The following is an 18,734-nucleotide window of genomic DNA, read 5'->3' as shown; positions in this document are numbered from 1 at the left end:
CGGCTGAGCGCAGGGCCGAAGTGGCCAGTTCTTGACATGGCCCTGTCGTCTTTGCGTGCGTACGACCGCACCACCCCCCACCACCAGCGCACCACCGATGAGGAGGATCCTCAGATGGCAGTGATGCGTCATGCCCGGCGAAGACTCGCCGGTATCACCGGATTCACCGGTATCAGCCGATTCGCCGGTATCGCGGGCATCGGTACAGCAGCCCTCGTCGCCGGTCTCGTCTCCGCCCTCCCGGCGCAGGCGGCCGCGGGCCCCGAGGGCCGGATCCAGTACGCCGGCGCGCCCGACACGATCGCGAACAGCTACATCGTGACGCTCCACGCGGACGCCGCGAAGTCCGGCTCGGCGGAGGGCAGGGCCCTCGCGAAGGAGTACGGCGCCACGATCGAGCGTACGTACAGGAAGGCGCTGAACGGTTACGCCGTCGAGGCCACCGAGGCCGAGGCGAAGAGGTTCGCCGCAGACCCGGCCGTCGCCTCCGTCGTCCAGAACCGCGTCTTCTCCATCGAGACGACCCAGCCCAACCCGCCCTCCTGGGGCCTCGACCGCATCGACCAGGCGGCCCTCCCGCTCAACCAGAGCTACACCTACGACGACACCGCCGGTGAGGGCGTCACCGCCTACGTCATCGACACCGGTGTCCGCATCACCCACACCGACTTCGGCGGCCGGGCCTCCTACGGCTACGACGCCGTCGACAACGACAACACCGCCCAGGACGGCCACGGCCACGGCACGCACGTCGCGGGCACGGTCGCCGGGACGTCGTACGGCGTCGCCAAGAAGGCGAAGATCGTCGGCGTCCGCGTCCTCAACAACTCGGGCTCCGGCACCACCGCCCAGGTCGTCGCGGGCATCGACTGGGTGACGACCAACGCCGTCAAGCCGGCCGTCGCCAACATGAGCCTCGGCGGGACCGTCGACACGGCGATCGACACCGCCGTACGCAACTCCATCACCTCCGGTGTCACCTACGCCGTCGCGGCCGGCAACGAGACGACGAACGCCTCCACCCGCTCGCCCGCCCGCGTCACCGAGGCCATCACCGTCGGCGCCACCACCAGCACCGACGCCAAGGCCAGCTACTCCAACTACGGCACGGTCCTCGACCTGTTCGCCCCCGGCTCCTCCATCACCTCCGCCTGGGGCACGGGCGACACCGCGACCAACACGATCTCCGGTACGTCCATGGCGACCCCGCATGTCGCCGGGGCCGCCGCGCTCTATCTGGCCGACAACCCGACCGCGACGCCCGCCGCCGTCCAGACCGCGCTGGTCAACTCCGCCACCACCGGGGTCGTCACCAGCCCTGGTACGGGCTCGCCCAACCGTCTGCTGAACGTCGGTGGCGGTGGTACCACTCCGCCGCCCACGGGTGACCTCTTCGAGAACACCGCGGACTACGCGATCGCCGACAACTCCACCGTGAACTCGCCTGTCACGGTGAGCGGCGTCACCGGCAACGCGCCAGCCGCGCTGAGCGTGCCCGTGAACATCGTCCACACCTACATCGGTGACCTTCAGGTCCAGTTGATCGCTCCCGACGGGACGGCCTACACGCTGAAGGCGTACGGGACCGGGGGGTCGACGGACAACATCAACACCACGTACACGGTGAACGCCTCTTCCGAGGTCGCCAATGGGACGTGGACGCTGCGGGTGAGCGACAACGCTTCGCTCGACACCGGGTACATCAACTCTTGGGGGCTGCAGTTCTGATCCGCCCGACGGTCATGTGGCGGTAGCGGTTCGTCAGTAGCTCTCCTCGCCCTCGCGGCACGGCTTGCGGTCCTCGACCTGGGCCGCCGCGGGGGCGAGGCAAGTTGGATTTCGCCCCCGCCGCCCCTACCCTCCCCCACTCTCGGCTTCGCTCGAGCGGGGGGACCCCCATCGTCCCTTACTCAGGGGCTCCGCCCCCGAACCCCCGCCAAAAGATTGTGCAGTTCCCCGCGCCCCTGAAAGGGGCGCGGGGAACTGCGCGACAAGCCACAGCCGGACCCGCACCCGACAACACACCCCACGGGGCCTGGGGCGGAGCCCCAGAAGGACGATGGGGGTCCCCCCGCTCGAGCGAAGCCGAGAGTGGGGGAGGGTAGGGGCGGCGGGGGCGAAGAAATGTAGCCGCCGACCGAATCATCGGGATTGTTCCCTGTGTTCCGTCGCCGTCCGGGCCGCGCTTACGATGCGCCCTGTCGTACGTCAGTTCCGCACCACCCGGACACAGCACTCGGACGAGGAGCACGGTACTAGTGGAGATACCCCCGCCCTCCGGGCCCCAGCACCCGCAGGGGCAGCCTCAGGGGCAACCCCAGGGGCCGTACCCGCCGCCGGGCCAGCCGCAGGGCCCGTACGGCGCGTACCCGGGCGGGCCGCAAGGTCCGGGACCGGGTCCGTACGGCTATCAGCCCTGGGGGCAGGGCTACTCCCCGTACAACAGCCCGGCCCCGGTCAACGGCCTGGCCATCGCCGCACTCGTGCTCGGCATCCTGTGCTTCCTCCCCCTGGTCGGCCTGATTCTCGGGTTCTTCGCGCTGGCGCAGATCAGGAGGAAGGGCGAGCGCGGCAAGGGCATGGCGATCGCCGGGATGATCCTGTCGGGCATCGGCGCCGCGATCCTCGCCCTCGCGCTCGCCACCGGCGGAGCGGCCGAGTTCTGGGACGGCTTCCAGGAGGGAGCGCGCGAGGCGAGCGAGAACGGCGCGACCTTCTCCGTGGACGAGGGCGAGTGCTTCGATACGCCGGGCGGCTCGCTGGAAGGCATGGCGTACGACGTCGACACGGTGTCCTGCGACGAGGAGCACGACGGCGAGGTCTTCGCGAACTTCAGGATGGCGAGCGGCAGTTACCCCGGTGACAGCGAGATCACCGAGGCCGCCGACGAGAAGTGCTACACGCTCCAGTACGCCTACGCCATGGACACCTGGGCCATCCCGGACAACGTCGACATCTACTACTTCACACCGACCCGGGACAGCTGGAGCCTCGGCGACCGCGAGATCAGCTGCCTGTTCGGCAACGTGGACGAGAAGGGCAGCCTGACCGGCTCGCTGCGCCAGGACGAGACGACCCTCGACGCCGACCAGGTCACGTATCTCAAGGCGGCCCAGGTCCTCAACGAGGCCATGGACTCGGCGCCCGAGGAGGAGTACGTCGAGGACGATCTGCCCGGCCACAAGGAGTGGGCGACCAGGGTCTCGGCCGCCATCACCGAACAGCTCGGCATGCTGCGAGGCCACGACTGGCCCGCCGACGCGAAGGAGCCGGTCGCCGCGCTGGTCAAGGACCTGGACAAGGCGCAGGGGGAGTGGACGGCGGCGGCGAAGGCCACCGACGCGGACGTCTTCTACGAGCACTACGACAAGGCGCTGGAACTCACCGACGCCAAGAAGACGGTCACCACGCGCAAGGCTCTGGGCCTCGCCTCGGCGCCGCCGGAGTCGTACGAGGACGACGGCGGTGAGGACGCCGGTACGGGAGGCAGCTCAGGAGGCAGCGGCGCAGAGGTGTGACGGCGGCCGTAGTGGGGAGAAAGTGCCTGCGTAAAGCCTTGAGCGGGCGCAAGTCATCACATCGAGTGATTCTCTGGCCTTCGCTTGCCTGGCACAACCCACGGTTGCCACCCTGTAGCTGTCTGTACAACCTGACGGGAGTGGCCAGTGACATTCGGTGAGCAGCCGGCGTATCTGCGCGTCGCAGGTGATCTTCGCAAGAAGATCGTCGACGGATCGCTGCCACCGCACACACGGCTCCCGTCGCAGGCCAGAATCCGCGAGGAGTACGGCGTCTCGGACACGGTCGCGCTCGAGGCCCGCAAGGTCCTGATGGCCGAGGGGCTGGTCGAGGGCCGCTCCGGGTCCGGGACGTATGTGCGCGAACGTCCGGTGCCGCGCCGCGTCGCCCGCTCCGGGTACCGGCCGGACAGCGGGTCGACGCCGTTCCGCCAGGAGCAGGCCGACGTCTCCGCGCGCGGTACGTGGGAGTCGCACAGCGCTCAGGCCGAGGCGAGCGGTGCCATCGCCGAGCGGCTCGGCCTTCAGGCCGGCGACCGCGTGATGTGCACGAAGTACGTCTTCCGGGACGCGGGCGAGGCGATGATGCTCTCCACGTCCTGGGAGCCCCTCGCCGTCACGGGCCGCACACCGGTGATGCTTCCCGAGGAAGGTCCCCTGGGCGGCATGGGTGTCGTCGAGCGCATGGCCGCCATCGACGTGATCGTGGACAACGTCACGGAGGAGGTGGGCGCCCGGCCCGGCCTCGCCGAGGAGGTGTCGGCGCTGGGGGGTGTGCCCGGGCATGTGGTGGTCGTCATCCAGCGGACGTACTACGCGTCGGGGCGGCCGGTGGAGACGGCGGACGTGGTCGTGCCGGCGGACCGGTACCGGATCGCGTATCACCTGCCGGTGAAATAGGCCGTAGCTGCCGTTCATGACTTGGGTCGGTTGCTGGTAGTCGGCTGCCGGTTGTCGGCTGCTGGTTGGCGGGGCGGTGCGGTGGAATCCGGTCGTTCTCCTGGGGGTGTTCGGCGCGGTCTCTGCGCTGTCGGCGGGAGCCTGAGCGGGATGAGGGGGCGTGTCCGTGAGGATGCGCCCCCTCAGTGCTGGCCGATTGCGTACCTCTCGGGCATCTCGCGCATACCTCTTTGTGAAAAGCCGTATTCGCTGCGTGAAGGTTAGGCGTAGGCTCGGGCATATGCGGATTGCGGTTTCCTTATGTGGCGGGGCAGGACGCGAGCCGGGGGCGGGGAGCGGAGGGGCGCGATGAACGACGGCACCATCACACTTCCCTGGCTCGTCATACGACAGGACGACAACGGCAATCGCTACCGCGTCGGCAGGTACGCGACGAGGGCCGAGGCCCAGAAGATCGCGGACAGCCTCGACGACCGTGGGCACAAGCAGCTCTACTGGGTCGAGCGGATCGGGCAGAACGGCTCGAAGTGACGCGTGTGGGTGGGCCCGTGGGGCTCCCGTAGGCTCCGGCGCATGACCGAACGGATCGTGGTGGTGGGAGCCGCCGTGTTGAGCGACGGGTGTCTTCTTGCCGCGCGTCGTAGTGCGCCCGCGGAGTTGGCCGGGCGGTGGGAGTTGCCCGGGGGGAAGGTCGAGTCCTGGGAGACTTCCGAGGGGGCGCTCGTGCGGGAGCTTCGGGAGGAGCTCGGGGTTGAGGCGGAGGTGCTTGCGCGGGTTCCGGGCGAGTGGCCTCTGCGGTCGCCGTACACCCTCCAGGTGTGGACCGTTCGTCTTCTCCCCGACTCTCCTGCGCCCAAGCCGCTCCAGGATCACGACGAGCTCCGCTGGTTGACACCTGATGAGCTCTGGGACGTGGAGTGGCTGGAGCAGGACGTGGCGGCCGTGATGGAGGTCGCGCGGGGGGTTTGGGGGAGTGGGGCGGCTGCGGGGTAGGCCGGAGGGGCTGAAGATTTCGTGGCCAGGGCCGGCACACTCAGCCCGTCCGGCGTTTGAGGACGAGGCCGTTCAGGCCGATGGCGGGGGTCTGGGGGCGGAGCCCTCAGAAGGGACGGGAACGGGTAGGGGCGGCGGGGGCGAAGAAAAGGTGTGACCATCACAACTTCGCGCACTCGAGTCTGCGGGGTGCGGGACGCACACCGTACGTGGGACGCTCGGGCTCGCGAGGCGCATGTGGCGGCTGAGACGAGCGCCGAGTACGCCGTTCGCGCCACAGTGCGCCCTCGCGCACGGTACTCCGCCCGGGATATCGGGTATGTGCCCATTAACCCCATGAAACCGGACATGGTCCGCTTCTGGCCTGGGAGTGATCTGCGTGATCCACACCGAGGGCGATATCGCCGAGTGGACCTTTCCCGCGGATCCAGGCGCCGTCCGGACCGCCCGAACCGTCGTCCGGGGCCAGCTCCATGCCTGGGACCTCGACTCCCTCGGAGACGTGACCGCGCTGTTGGTCAGCGAACTGGTCACCAACTCCCTGCGGCACGCCACTGGTCCCATCGGGGTACGCCTCGTACGCCCCTCGGAACCGATGGACGTCCTGCTCGTCGAGGTCTCCGACCCCCTCCCGGATCCACCGCGGGAACGTGACGCGGAGCCCGAGGACGAAAGCGGCCGAGGTCTTCAGCTCGTGGCGAACTCCTCCCGCCGCTGGGGCACCCGGCCAGGCGGAAAGGGCAAGACGGTGTGGTTCGAACTGGCACTCCCGAGCTGACCGGCAGCCACTCCGCAGCCGACCGGTAGCCGATCGCGAGTCCGCCCGCAGCCGCTCGGCAGCCAACCACCGGCCGGCCCCGATCCGATCAGCAGCCGATCCCCAGCCGGCCAACAGCTGACCCCAAGCCAAGTCGCGGCTGCCTTCCAGCCGATCCGCCCCCCGCCCAGGCAGTCGATCCGCGGCCGCCGCCCAAGCCGATCCGCAGTCGGCCCGGAGCCGGCCAGGAGCCGATCCGCACGCGCCCCGCCCCCACCCTCCGGTCAACCCGCAGCCGTTCCCCAGCCAATCCCCAGCCTTCCCCCACCCGATCCCAAGCACCCCCCGAACAACCCCCGACCCCTCGGACACACGAGCCACCCCCCAAGTCCGTGGTTCGACGGGGTCCCACATGGTTAGAAGACTGGGAGTGTCTGTCGCGGGCGGTCCTAAAAGCATCGGGACCGTGCTGTGATCGTGAACACCGTGTTGTGCGGCACCGTAGTGCTGGATACTGCGGGCAGCCGCCTCCGGTGACCGGTGCCGGACGCGGTGAGCTGGAGGGGACGGTTCGCGTGAGCGAGATACCAGCGAAGGCCACGGAGTCCGAGGACCCGTCGGGCGGCGCGATGGCTGATGCGACGACAGGCGATGGCGCGTTGCCGATGCCGGACGAGGCGCGGGGCGCGGAGCACGGCGGAATATCCGGTGTGCCCGTCGAGGCGCCGGGCGAGGTGCCCGGCGAGGTCGTGTGGCAGAGCAGTCCGCCCGGATCGATCTACGACTACATCAAGGTCGCCTCGTTCTCCATCGGCCCCGACGGCCTCGTCGACCAGTGGAGTCTGCGCGCCGAGCAGCTCTTCGGCATCCCGACCGAGCGTGCGGTCGGCATGGACCCCATCGAGGCCTTCGTCGCCGAGGACAAGCGCGAGCTGGGCCAGCGGAAGATGGCCGAGGTCCTCGACGGCCGCGAGTGGACCGGTGTGGTCCCCTTCCGGCTGCCCGATCCCGAGGGCACCGGCCTGACCACCGAAGGACTCGCCGAGGTCTACGTCATGCCGACGCGGACCGAGGAGGGCGAGCGGGCCGCCGTGTGCATCGTCGTCGACGTACGCATTCTGCGCCGGATCGAGACCGATCTTGCCGCGTCGCAGGCCATTTTCGGCCAATCTCCTTTCGGTTTCCTGCTGATCGACCCGGACCTGCGCATCCGCCGTGCCAACGAGCGGTTCGCCTCGGTCTTCGGCGGCACGGTCGAAGACCATCGCGGACGCACCGTCAAGGACTATCTGTCACCGGGCGAGGCCGAGCGGGTCTCCGCGATTCTGCGGCGGGTCCTGGAGACCGGCGACATGGTCAACGAGCTGCTGGTCAGCGGCACCGTGCCCGGCTCGAGCGAGCGCCGCCACTGGTCCATCAACCTCTATCGCGTACACAGCGGTTCGGGCCGTCCGATCGGCATCGCCTGGCTGGGCACCGACATCACCGCACGCCGCGCCGCGGCCCGCGAGGCCGCGCAGGCACGGCGCAATCTCGCCCTTCTGAACGAGGCGGGCGCGCGCATAGGCAACTCGCTCGACCTGGAGACCACGGCCCGCGAACTCCTCGACGTGGCCGTCCCGGGCTTCTGCGACCTGGCCTCCGTCGACCTCTACCAAGGCCTCCTGGCCGGCGACGAGACCCCGCCGGGCCTCGCCGACGGCAGCGCCGAGCTGCGCCGCGTCGCCTACGCCAGCGCGGTCTCGGACGCGCCCTTCATCAGTGGCCCGGAGCCCGTGAACGTCGGCGCGGTCCATCACTACGCCTTCAACTCGCCCTTCGCGGACGCCCTGCGGACCGCCCGCCTGCAGAGCGTCGCCGCCGAGGAGGGCGGCCTGATCCAGTCCACGCTCGCGGTGCCGATGGTCGCCCACGACACGGTCGTCGGCCTGGTCCAGTTCTCGCGTACGAAGGGGAGCGAGCCGTTCGGGGAACGTGACAGCTCCCTCGCGTTCGAACTGGCCTCGCGCGCCGCGGTCTGTATCGACAACGCCCGCCTCTACCGGCGGGAGCACGAGCGCGCCCTGATACTGCAGCGCTCCCTGCTCCCCCCGGGCGACCCGGAGGCCTCCGGCCTGGACATCGCCTGCCGCTACCTTCCCGGAAACGCGGCCACGGAGGTCGGCGGCGACTGGTTCGACGTCATCGAACTCCCCGGCCACCGCACGGCGTTGGTCATCGGCGACGTGATGGGCCGCGGTCTGCGCGCGGCCGTCGCGATGGGCGAACTCCGCACGGCCGTACGCACCTTGGCGCTGCTCGACCTCGAACCGGCCGAGGTCCTCTCCGCCTTGGACGAGATCGCCCGCGGTCTGGGAACGCCCGGCGGGGTTCAGCAGTCTACGCGCGGTGCGCGCCAGTCCCGGGACGCCGACCTCTCCGAGGTCTACCTCGCCACCTGCGTGTACGCGGTCTACGACTCCGTCACCCGCCGCTGCACCTTCGCCAACGCGGGCCACCTCCCGCCGGTCATCGTGGAGCCGGGCGAGAGTGCGCTCATGCTCGACGTACCGCCTGGGATGCCGCTCGGCGTCGGCGGCGAGCCGTTCGAGGAGGTGGAGGTGGAGCTGCCGGAAGGCGCCCTTCTGGCGCTCTACACCGACGGACTGGTCGAATCCCGCGACCACCCCCTCGACGAGGGCCTACAGGCCTTCGTGGGCGCCCTCACGGACCCCTCCAGCCCTCTGGAGGACGTCTGCGACCACATTCTCAACACGCTCGACACACATCACGGCGAGGACGACATCGCCTTGCTGATGGCACGTGTCCAGGGGCTGCCGGCCGAGTCCGTCGGCGACTGGACGCTGCCGCGCGAGCCGCGCAGCGTGGGCCGCGCGCGGGAGTACGCCCGGGGCCAGCTCCTCAGCTGGGACCTCGAACCCCTCGTCGACACGGCCGAGTTGCTCGTCAGCGAACTCGTCACCAACGCCCTGCGCTACGGCGAGGGCGAGATCCGTCTGCGTCTCCTCCTCGACCGCACCCTGGTCTGCGAGGTCTGGGACGCCGGCCTGGTGCAGCCCCGCCGCCGCCGTGCCCGCGACACGGACGAGGGCGGCCGAGGCCTCCAGCTCGTCGGGCTCCTGAGCGATGCCTGGGGCTCCCGCCGCACACCCCGCGGCAAGACGGTCTGGTTCGAACTCCCCCTGCCCAACGGTGCGACAGGCCTCACGGACCCGGCAGAGGCTCTGCTGAGCCTGTTCTGACCCCGGCCGGGTCCCGCCCCGCCCCTACACCGCCCCGGACGGCCGCCTGCGGATCTTGTCGCCCAGCCACACCAGCGGATCGTACTTACGGTCGACAGCCCGTTCCTTCAAGGGAATCAGGGCGTTGTCCGTGATCTTGATGCCCTCAGGGCAGACCTCCGTGCAGCACTTGGTGATGTTGCAGTAGCCGAGGCCGTGCTCGTCCTGGGCGGTCTTCTTGCGGTCCAGGCCGCTCTCCTCGGCCGCGTCCAGGGGATGCATGTCCAGTTCGGCCACCCGCATCAGGAAACGCGGGCCGGCGAACGCGGTCTTGTTCTCCTCGTGGTCGCGCACCACATGGCAGGTGTCCTGGCACAGGAAGCACTCGATGCACTTGCGGAACTCCTGCGACCGGTCCACGTCCTCCTGCATCATCCGGTACTCACCGGGACCGAGGTCCTCCGGCGGCACGAACGCGGGCACCTCCCGCGCCTTCGTGTAGTTGAAGCCGACGTTCGTCACCAGGTCCCGTACGACCGGGAACGCCCGCAGCGGGGTCACGGTGATCGTTTCCTCGCGGGTGAACACCGACATCCGCGTCATGCACAACAGTCGCGGACGTCCGTTGATCTCCGCCGAGCACGAACCGCACTTGCCCGCCTTGCAGTTCCAGCGCACGGCCAGGTCGGGTGCCTGGGTCGCCTGGATGCGGTGGATGATGTCGAGCACCACCTCGCCGTCGTTGACCTCGATCCCGAAGTCCTCCAGGCCGCCGCCCTCGGCATCTCCGCGCCACACCTTGAAGCGGGCCTCATAGCTGCTCACTCGTAGAGCTCCTCTTCGGCGAGGTACTTGACCAGCTCCTCCTTGTCGAAGAGGGCGAGCAGGTCGGGGCGGATGGGTTCGGTGGTCTCCCGGACCAGGTCGATCTGCCCGCGCACGGGATCGGTCGCCGCCAACCCCCCGGAGGGATCGACCAGTTGGCAGAGCAGGTTCACGCGCCGCCACGCCCGGTCCATCGTCGGATGGTCCTCCCGCGTGTGGCCGCCCCGCGACTCCGTCCGCTCCAGCGCGGCCCGTGCCACGCACTCGCTGACGAGCAGCATGTTCCGCAGGTCCAGGGCGAGGTGCCAGCCGGGGTTGAACTGCCGGTGCCCCTCGACCCCGGCCCGCCTGGCCCGTACACGCAGGTCGGCGAGTTTCTCCAGGGCCGCCTCCATCTCCGCCTCACGACGGATGATGCCGACGAGGTCGTTCATCGTCTGCTGGAGTTCCTGGTGGAGGGTGTACGGGTTCTCCGGCGGCCGCCCGTTCTCGGCGCCGGGCTCGGGGCCCTCGGCGGAGAAGGGCCGCAGGGCTTCCGCGGCCGCCGTGTCCACCTGGACCTCGTCCACGAGGGGCCGTGCCCCGGTGAGTCCCGTGGCGTACTGCGCCGCGTGCAGCCCGGCCCGGCGTCCGAACACCAGCAGGTCGGAAAGCGAGTTGCCGCCGAGCCGGTTGGAGCCGTGCATGCCGCCGGCGACCTCCCCGGCCGCGAAGAGACCGGGCACGCCACGCGCGGACGCGCTGTCCGACTCGACCGCGATCCCGCCCATCACGTAGTGACAGGTGGGCCCGACCTCCATCGCCTCGGCGGTGATGTCGACGTCCGCGAGTTCCTTGAACTGGTGGTACATGGACGGCAGCCGGCGCCTGATGACCTCGGCGGGCATCCGGGTCGACACGTCCAGGAAGACGCCCCCGTGCGGGGAGCCGCGGCCGGCCTTCACCTCGGAGTTGATGGCCCGCGCCACCTCGTCCCGGGGGAGCAGCTCAGGGGGCCGTCGGTTGTGGTCCGGATCCTCGTACCACCGGTCGCCCTCCTCCTCCGACTGCGCGTACTTCTCCTTGAAGACATCGGGGATGTAGTCGAACATGAACCGCTTGCCCTCGGAGTTCCTCAGAACCCCGCCGTCCCCGCGCACGGACTCCGTGACGAGGATGCCCTTCACCGACGGCGGCCAGACCATGCCCGTCGGGTGGAACTGCACGAACTCCATGTTCAGCAGCGGCGCGCCCGCGAGCAGCGCCAGCGCGTGTCCGTCGCCCGTGTACTCCCACGAGTTCGACGTCACCTTGAAGGACTTGCCGATGCCGCCGGTGGAGACCACGACCGAGGGTGCTTCAAGCACGAAGAAACGGCCGGACTCGCGCTCGTAGCAGAAGGCCCCGGAAACCCGGCTGCCGTCCTTGAGGATCCGGGTGACCGTGCACTCCTGGTAGACCTTCAGGCGGGACTCGTAGTCCCCGGTCTCCTTGAAGTCCTCCTGCTGGAGGGACACGATCTTCTGCTGGAGGGTCCGGATCAGTTCCAGGCCCGTACGGTCGCCGACGTGCGCGAGCCGTGGGTATTCGTGCCCGCCGAAGTTGCGCTGCGAGATGCGCCCGTCCTTCGTGCGGTCGAAGAGGGCGCCCCAGGTCTCCAGCTCCCATACGCGGTCGGGGGCCTCCTGCGCGTGCAGCTCGGCCATCCGCCACTGGTTGAGGAACTTGCCGCCGCGCATGGTGTCACGGAAGTGGACCTGCCAGTTGTCGCCGGAGTTCACGTTGCCCATGGCCGCCGCGATGCCGCCCTCGGCCATCACCGTGTGTGCCTTGCCGAACAGCGACTTGCAGATCACGGCCGTACGGGCCCCGCGCTCACGTGCCTCGATGGCGGCCCGGAGGCCCGCGCCCCCGGCACCGACCACGACGACGTCCCACTCCTGCCGGTCGACCACGGACATCAGAAGAACCTCGGATCATCGAAAGCGCCGGAGGCGACCAGGTACACGTAGAAGTCGGCGAGCGCCACGCTGATCAACGACGCCCAGGCGAGCTGCATGTGACGGGCGTTCAGCTTGCCCACGAACTGCCAGGTCTTGTACCGGACCGGGTGCTTGGAGAAGTGCTTGAGCTTGCCGCCGACGATGTGCCGGCAGGAGTGGCAGGAGAGCGTGTACGCCCAGATCAGCGTGATGTTGACCAGGAACACGAGCGTGCCGAGCCCCATGTGGCCCCACTCGTAGTGCTCGTCACGGAAGGCGAGCACGGTGTCGTACGTGAGGATCCCGGCGACCGGCACCGCCGCGTAGAAGAAGTAGCGGTGGATGTTCTGGAAGATCAGCGGGAATCGGGTCTCGCCGGTGTACTTCTTGTGCGGCTCGGCGACCGCGCAGGCCGGCGGCGAGGCCCAGAAGCCGCGGTAGTAGGCCTTGCGGTAGTAGTAGCAGGTCAGCCGGAAGCCGAGCGGGAAGATCAGGATCAGCAGCGCGGGGGAGAGGCCCCACCAGCTTCCGAAGATCTCCCAGTTCGGACCGCTCCGCATCGGCTCGCAGTTCTCCGCCAGACAGGGCGAGTAGAACGGCGAGACGTACGGGGCCGCGTAGTAGTCGCTGTTCGCGAACGCCCGCCAGGTCGAGTAGACGACGAAGGCCAGCAGCCCGGCCGCGGTGGCGGCGGGCGCCAGCCACCAGCGGTCGGTCCGCAGATGCGGGGCGTCGATCGCGGCGCGCGTACGGGTCCGTACGCCGCCGCTGTTCATTTGGGGTTCCGTACCAGTGGCCAACTTCAGACGCACCTTCTTTTTTTGGCTCGGTTCGCGCGCCCCTTCGGCTCACTCGCCGCTCGGCCGGTGTGTTCATGGGGCGTGGCGGTCGCGGGCGCCGAGACCCTCGTCGTCGGAGTCCGTCCACAGGGTGTTGTCGTACGGGGTGTCGGGGATGGACACGAGGTCGGGGCGCCGCGGTTTGCCGAGGCCGGGTGCGGCCTCGCGGAGCAGCGCAACGCTCTCGCGGAGGTGGTCGGCGTCGGTGCGCACCCTGCGCATCTCCAGGCCGCCGCCACCCATTTGCTGTTCCAGACGCTTCACGGACCTCACCAGGTCGTCGAGACAGCGCTGGACTGACGTCAGGTCATCGTGCACGGACATGACTTGCCCTCACTTCCGCGGACCTCCGGCCCAAGGCGGCAACGTTCATGCGCCTGCGAGTGTCGCGCGTCACATCGGCCCCTGTGAAGGGATCTGCATGGATTACCGGATCGTGTCGCTCTCCGCACGCCCTGCGTGCGCCCCCGGCCGGGAGGGGGCGCGCCCGGTGGCGCGGAGCCATTGAGCCGCACGGGTGGGCTTCCGTGGGCCGGTCGCCGTGTCGCCGCCCGGAGGCGGCGACTCTCCCCTTCAGTGGGGCGATAGATCAGATCAACTCCATTATACCGCCAAAAGTGATCTACATCACAGTGCCTGACCTGGCCTGCCCTGTCCGTTCTGCTCCTCGTGATCAGCACCGCCCCGGAGGTACCAGTCATGTCCCACGACGGCGTCGGACCCCGCGCGGTGATGCGCTCGGTCGCGTTCCTCACGGCGGGCGTGCTCACGGTGCCCGCCCTGGCCGGATGCAGCGAGAAGGACCCGGCGGGCAAGCCCACCGCCGGTCAGGAGATCGCCCCCGCGGAGCGCGGACAGATCGCGGACGGCGGGACCCTGCACTGGGCCGTGGACGCCCTCCCGGAGACCCTCAACGCCTTCCAGGCCGACGCCGACGCCGCCACCTCCAAGGTCGCGGGTGCCGTGCTGCCCTCCATGTACCGGCTCGACGCGAACGGCCGGCCGCAGCGCAACCCCGACTACCTGGAGTCCGCGAAGATCGTCGACCGCGAGCCCAGGCAGGTCGTGCTCTACAAGCTCAACCAGCAGGCCGTCTGGAGCGACGGCCGGGAGATCGGCGCCGCCGACTTCGCCGCCCAGTGGCGCGCCCTGTCCGGCAAGGACACCGCGTACTGGACCGCCCGCAACGCCGGCTACGACCGCATCGAGAAGATCGAGCGCGGCGCCGACGACCTGGAGGTGCGGGTCACCTTCAGCAAGCCGTACGCCGACTGGCAGTCGCTGTTCTCGCCGCTGTACCCGAAGGAGGTCATGGGCACCCCGGACGCCTTCAACGACGGCGCCCGCCGCAAGCTGAAGGTCACCGCGGGTCCCTTCGCCCTCGACACCGTCGACAAGGACTCCGGCGAGGTCAGGCTGAAGCGCAACCCGCGCTGGTGGGGCCGCCCCGCCAAGCTCTCCGAGCTGGTCCTGCGCGCCGTACCGCGTGACAAGCGCACCGCCGCGCTCGCCGAGGGCAAGGTCGACCTGGCCGAGATCGACTCCTCCGAGGCCCACCGCATCACGCTCGCCGCCCGCGACAAGGGCAAGGGCAACGGGGCGCCGCTCGCCCACGGTCCCGGCGCCGCCCTCACGCCCGGCAAATCGCTGCGCTCCTGGGCGATCGCGCACGGCTCCGACGAGGAGGCGGCCGACGAGGAGATCCTGGCCCGCAAGAAGCGGGGCAAGGCCGTCGCGAAGTACGCGGACGAGCAGTCGTCCCTGCGCGGCTTCGAGGTCCGCAAGTCCCTCGAACCCGCCTTCACCCAGCTCGCGTTGAACGGCGAGGAGGGTCCGCTCGCCGACGAGCGCGTCCGCCGGGCCGTGGCCCGCGCCCTCGACCGGGAGGAGCTCGCCCGGGTCGTCCTGAGGCCGCTCGGCCTGCCCGCCGAGCCCGTCGGCAGCCATCTCGCGCTCTCCGGACAGCACGCGTACGCCGACAACAGCGGAGCGCTCGGCGGCCAGGACACCAAGGAGGCGCAGGCCCTGCTGGCCGACGCCGGGTGGGTGTCCGGCGGCCCCGTCAAGGAGGAGCAGAAGGAGAAGAAGGCCGCCGGCGCGGGGGCCTCCAAGGATCCGGCCGGCTCGGAGGCGTCGGGGACCCCCGCGGGCTCGGACTCGGGCTCGGAATCGGACTCGAACTCCGACTCCGACTCCGACGAAGGCTCGACAGGCTCCGAGGATTCCGGCAGCTCGGGCAGCTCCAGCAGTTCCGACGGCTCGGAGAGTTCCAGCAGTTCCGACGGCTCCGAGGGCTCCACGAGCTCCGACAGCGCCGACAGCTCGAACAGCGCCGGCAGCTCCGACAGCTCCGACAGCTCCGACAGCTCCGGGGACGACGGTACGTACATCGTCGGTGAGGACGGGAAGCCGGGCGACGGCAAGCCGGGCGAGAACCGTGCCCCGGCCCTGCTCGTGCCCGCGCCCCTGGCCGAACTGCAGCGGGTCGCACTCCTCGACCAGGCGTACGTCCTGGGCGTCCACGGCCAGATCGAGAAGGCGAAGAAGGGGAAGAAGCAGAAGGCCGGGAAGAAGCAGCGGGCCGGGAAGAAGCAGCAGGCCGAGACGGAGAAGAAGCAGAAGAAGGACGGGCCGGGCACGTCCGGCAAGGTGGAGAAGAACCTCGCCCGCGAAGGCCAGTCGCGGTTCCAGCACGGCGGGGCCCCCGGAGCGTACGCACCCAAGGGCACCGCCGCCCCGGGGCGTGCCGCGGCCGGGCCGCTGGCCAAGAACGGCAAGCCGCTGTCGCTGCGTTTCGTGCTCCCGTCCGGCCCCGGCTCCCAGTCGCTGCGGGCGGTGGGCGAGCGGATCGCGCGGATGCTGGAACGTATCGGCATCCGTACGGAGATCTCCAAGGTCGCCGACGAGAGCTACTTCAAGGACCACATCGCCTCGGGCCAGTACAACCTGGCGCTGTACTCCTGGCCCGCGTCCGCCTTCCCCGCGACCGACGCCCGCCCGATCTACTCCAAGCCGGTACCGGCAGCCGACGGGTCCCTGAACGTCGAGCAGAACTACACCCGCGTCGGCACGGACCAGGTCGACCAGCTCTTCGACCAGGCCATCGCCGAACTCGACCCGGGCGAGTCCCGCTCCCTGGTCCGCAAGGCGGACGCCCGCATCTGGGCCGCCGCCGGCTCGATCCCCCTCTACCAGCGCCCCCAGCTCACCGCAGCCCGAACCAACCTCGCCAACGCGGGCGCCTTCGGCTTCCAGACCCCGGTGTACGAGGACATGGGCTTCCTGAAAAAGGGCACAAAGCCGCAGGCGAGCCCATCGTCCTGAGCGGGTCCGCGGCCCCGTAAGGGGCGCGGGGAACTGCGCGACAAGCCCCCACCGATCCGCACTGTGAGGACTACCCCACCCAGCCCGCGGAGCCCCAGCGGCAGCGTGCACGTACGATGGGGTAAGGCCGTGGCACGTTTCAGCCCGGCAGGGCCCCGCGCAGCGGAGGCCGTTCACTCACTCCGGGAGAAGCGCCTCAATATGGCCACGCGCCACGACATCCGCAACGTCGCCATCGTCGCCCACGTCGACCATGGCAAGACCACCCTGGTCGACGCCATGCTCAAGCAGGCCGGTGCCTTCGCCGCGCACGCCGCCGAGTCGCTCGACGACCGCATGATGGACAGCAACGACCTGGAGCGTGAGAAGGGCATCACGATCCTGGCCAAGAACACGGCCGTGAAGTACCACCCGAAGGATGGCGGCGACGTCATCACGATCAACATCATCGACACCCCGGGCCACGCCGACTTCGGCGGCGAGGTCGAGCGCGGTCTGTCGATGGTCGACGCGGTCGTGCTGCTCGTCGACGCGTCCGAGGGCCCGCTGCCCCAGACCCGCTTCGTGCTGCGCAAGGCGCTCCAGCAGCGTCTGCCGGTCATCCTGTGCATCAACAAGACCGACCGCGCGGACTCCCGGATCGACGAGGTCGTCAACGAGACCTACGACCTCTTCCTGGACCTGGAGGCGGACGAGGAGCAGATCGAGTTCCCCATCGTCTACGCGTGTGCGCGTGACGGCGTGGCCTCGCTGACCAAGCCCGAGGACGGCACCGTCCCGGCCGACAGCGACAGCCTGGAGCCGTTCTTCTCCACGATCCTGTCCCACGTCCCGGCTCCGCAGTTCGACACCGAGGCCCCGCTCCAGGCGCACGTCACCAACCTGGACGCGGACAACTTCCTCGGCCGTATCGCGCTGCTCCGCGTCGAGCAGGGCGAGCTGCGCAAGGGCCAGACCGTCACGTGGATCAAGCGCGACGGCACGATGTCCAACGTGCGCATCACCGAGCTGCTGATGACCGAGGCGCTCACCCGCAAGCCGGCCGAGATGGCGGGTCCGGGTGACATCTGCGCCGTCGCCGGTATCCCGGACATCATGATCGGTGAGACCCTCGCCGACCCCGAGAACCCGATCGCGCTGCCGCTGATCACGGTCGACGAACCGGCGATCTCGATGACCATCGGTACGAACACCTCGCCGCTGGTCGGCCGTGGCGGCACCGGCAAGGGCGCCTCCGCGAAGGCCGCCGTCAAGGACCGCAAGGTCACCGCCCGCCAGGTCAAGGACCGTCTGGACCGCGAGCTGATCGGTAACGTCTCGCTGCGGGTCCTGGACACCGAGCGTCCCGACGCCTGGGAGGTCCAGGGCCGGGGTGAGCTCGCGCTCGCCATCCTGGTCGAGCAGATGCGCCGCGAGGGCTTCGAGCTGACCATCGGCAAGCCGCAGGTGGTCACGCAGGAGATCGACGGCAAGGTTCACGAGCCCGTCGAGCGCATGACGATCGACGTCCCCGAGGAGCACATGGGCGCGGTCACGCAGCTCATGGGTGTCCGCAAGGGCCGGATGGACAACATGTCCAACCACGGTTCGGGATGGGTGCGTCTGGAGTTCGTCGTACCGTCGCGCGGCCTCATCGGCTTCCGTACGGAGTTCCTGACCGGCACGCGTGGCACGGGCATCGCGCACTCCATCCACGAGGGTCACGAGCCCTGGTTCGGAGTGCTGACGACCCGCAACAACGGCTCGCTGGTCGCCGACCGCGCCGGTGCCGTCACCGCGTTCGCGATGACGAACCTCCAGGAGCGCGGCGTGCTGTTCACCGACCCCGGCACCGAGGTGTACGAGGGCATGATCGTCGGCGAGAACTCGCGCGCCGACGACATGGACGTGAACATCACCAAGGAGAAGAAGCTCACCAACATGCGGTCGGCCGCGGCCGACTCGTTCGAGGCGATCGTCCCGCCGCGCAAGCTCTCCCTGGAGCAGTCCCTGGAGTTCTGCCGCGACGACGAGTGCGTCGAGGTCACCCCGGAGTCGGTCCGCATCCGCAAGGTGAACCTGGACGCCCGCGAGCGCGCCCGTTCCGCGAGCCGCGCCAAGCACGGCTGACGCCCTCTCAGGGCTGCTGAACGCCCGGTTCTCCGCACAAAAGTGGGGAGCCGGGCCTTCGGCGTACCCGGACGCCGAAACCGTGTCAGTTCGGGCAACGGTGCAATGGAAGTGGCGGCGTTCGCATATCGGGCATTGCCCAATCAAGTTTCGGACACGTAAACGAAATTATCGTCAACAGTGTCCGTTTCGCCGGAATCTTATCTCACCTGTCAAGCGCGCGCAGGTGTCAATCTTTGCAATTTTTGCTCAAAATATGGACGGTAGGGAGATCCCTATGCCTTCCG

At 69.4% G+C, this 18,734-nt stretch carries 13 protein-coding genes; 9 read left to right on the top strand and 4 right to left on the bottom strand.

Going from position 1 to position 18,734, the window contains the following annotated elements; translation table 11 throughout:
* The first annotated feature begins 114 nt into the window (after window positions 1-114).
* The 7 genes from QF035_RS19595 (at window position 115) to QF035_RS19565 (ending at window position 9,410) form a co-directional block, all read left to right on the top strand.
* On the top strand, window positions 115-1,728 hold the full coding sequence (locus QF035_RS19595; RefSeq protein WP_307521694.1) for a S8 family peptidase: 1,614 nt from the start codon (window positions 115-117) through the stop codon (window positions 1,726-1,728).
* Between the two features lie 530 nt (window positions 1,729-2,258).
* Complete coding sequence (locus tag QF035_RS19590) at window positions 2,259-3,518, top strand: DUF4190 domain-containing protein (protein WP_307521693.1); 1,260 nt, start codon at window positions 2,259-2,261, stop codon at window positions 3,516-3,518.
* 147 nt (window positions 3,519-3,665) lie between these two features.
* Window positions 3,666-4,418, top strand: a complete 753-nt coding sequence (locus QF035_RS19585; RefSeq protein ID WP_307521692.1) for a GntR family transcriptional regulator — start codon at window positions 3,666-3,668, stop codon at window positions 4,416-4,418.
* A 348-nt stretch (window positions 4,419-4,766) separates the two neighbouring features.
* A complete protein-coding gene (locus QF035_RS19580) occupies window positions 4,767-4,949 on the top strand; it encodes an SPOR domain-containing protein (RefSeq protein WP_055618615.1) in 183 nt (60 codons plus the stop codon).
* A gap of 42 nt (window positions 4,950-4,991) precedes the next feature.
* Window positions 4,992-5,411, top strand: coding sequence for a (deoxy)nucleoside triphosphate pyrophosphohydrolase (locus QF035_RS19575; protein WP_307521691.1), 420 nt, complete (start codon window positions 4,992-4,994; stop codon window positions 5,409-5,411).
* Between the two features lie 370 nt (window positions 5,412-5,781).
* Window positions 5,782-6,189: an ATP-binding protein gene (locus QF035_RS19570; RefSeq protein WP_307521690.1), complete on the top strand. Its 408-nt coding sequence runs from the start codon at window positions 5,782-5,784 to the stop codon at window positions 6,187-6,189.
* Between the two features lie 554 nt (window positions 6,190-6,743).
* Complete coding sequence (locus tag QF035_RS19565) at window positions 6,744-9,410, top strand: SpoIIE family protein phosphatase (protein ID WP_307521689.1); 2,667 nt, start codon at window positions 6,744-6,746, stop codon at window positions 9,408-9,410.
* A gap of 24 nt (window positions 9,411-9,434) precedes the next feature.
* Here the strand turns inward: QF035_RS19565 and QF035_RS19560 are convergent, their stop codons facing one another.
* The 4 genes from QF035_RS19560 to QF035_RS19545 form a co-directional block, all read right to left on the bottom strand.
* On the bottom strand, window positions 9,435-10,214 hold the full coding sequence (locus QF035_RS19560; RefSeq protein ID WP_307521688.1) for a succinate dehydrogenase/fumarate reductase iron-sulfur subunit: 780 nt from the start codon (window positions 10,212-10,214) through the stop codon (window positions 9,435-9,437).
* Window positions 10,211-12,154 (bottom strand): fumarate reductase/succinate dehydrogenase flavoprotein subunit, encoded by a 1,944-nt coding sequence (locus QF035_RS19555; protein ID WP_307521687.1) that lies wholly within the window; start codon window positions 12,152-12,154, stop codon window positions 10,211-10,213. Before QF035_RS19555 ends, QF035_RS19560 begins: the two co-directional genes overlap by 4 nt.
* Window positions 12,154-12,975 (bottom strand): hypothetical protein, encoded by an 822-nt coding sequence (locus QF035_RS19550; protein WP_307521686.1) that lies wholly within the window; start codon window positions 12,973-12,975, stop codon window positions 12,154-12,156. The genes QF035_RS19555 and QF035_RS19550 overlap by 1 nt, the downstream gene beginning before the upstream one ends.
* A 72-nt stretch (window positions 12,976-13,047) precedes the next feature.
* The gene (locus QF035_RS19545) at window positions 13,048-13,338 is read right to left on the bottom strand and encodes a hypothetical protein (protein WP_055615711.1); all 291 of its coding nucleotides are present in this window, start codon (window positions 13,336-13,338) and stop codon (window positions 13,048-13,050) included.
* A 375-nt stretch (window positions 13,339-13,713) separates the two neighbouring features.
* Here QF035_RS19545 and QF035_RS19540 point away from each other — a divergent pair, with 375 nt between their 5' ends.
* Both QF035_RS19540 and typA read left to right on the top strand, forming a co-directional pair.
* Window positions 13,714-16,338, top strand: coding sequence for an ABC transporter substrate-binding protein (locus QF035_RS19540; RefSeq protein WP_307521684.1), 2,625 nt, complete (start codon window positions 13,714-13,716; stop codon window positions 16,336-16,338).
* A 201-nt stretch (window positions 16,339-16,539) separates the two neighbouring features.
* The gene (gene typA, locus QF035_RS19535; protein WP_307521683.1) at window positions 16,540-18,447 is read left to right on the top strand and encodes a translational GTPase TypA; all 1,908 of its coding nucleotides are present in this window, start codon (window positions 16,540-16,542) and stop codon (window positions 18,445-18,447) included.
* Window positions 18,448-18,734: the final 287 nt, after the last annotated feature.

Origin of the sequence: Streptomyces umbrinus, from assembly GCF_030817415.1 — a bacterium.
In the GTDB taxonomy this organism is placed as follows: domain Bacteria; phylum Actinomycetota; class Actinomycetes; order Streptomycetales; family Streptomycetaceae; genus Streptomyces; species Streptomyces umbrinus_A.
This window is presented reverse-complemented; position numbering and strand designations above follow the sequence as displayed.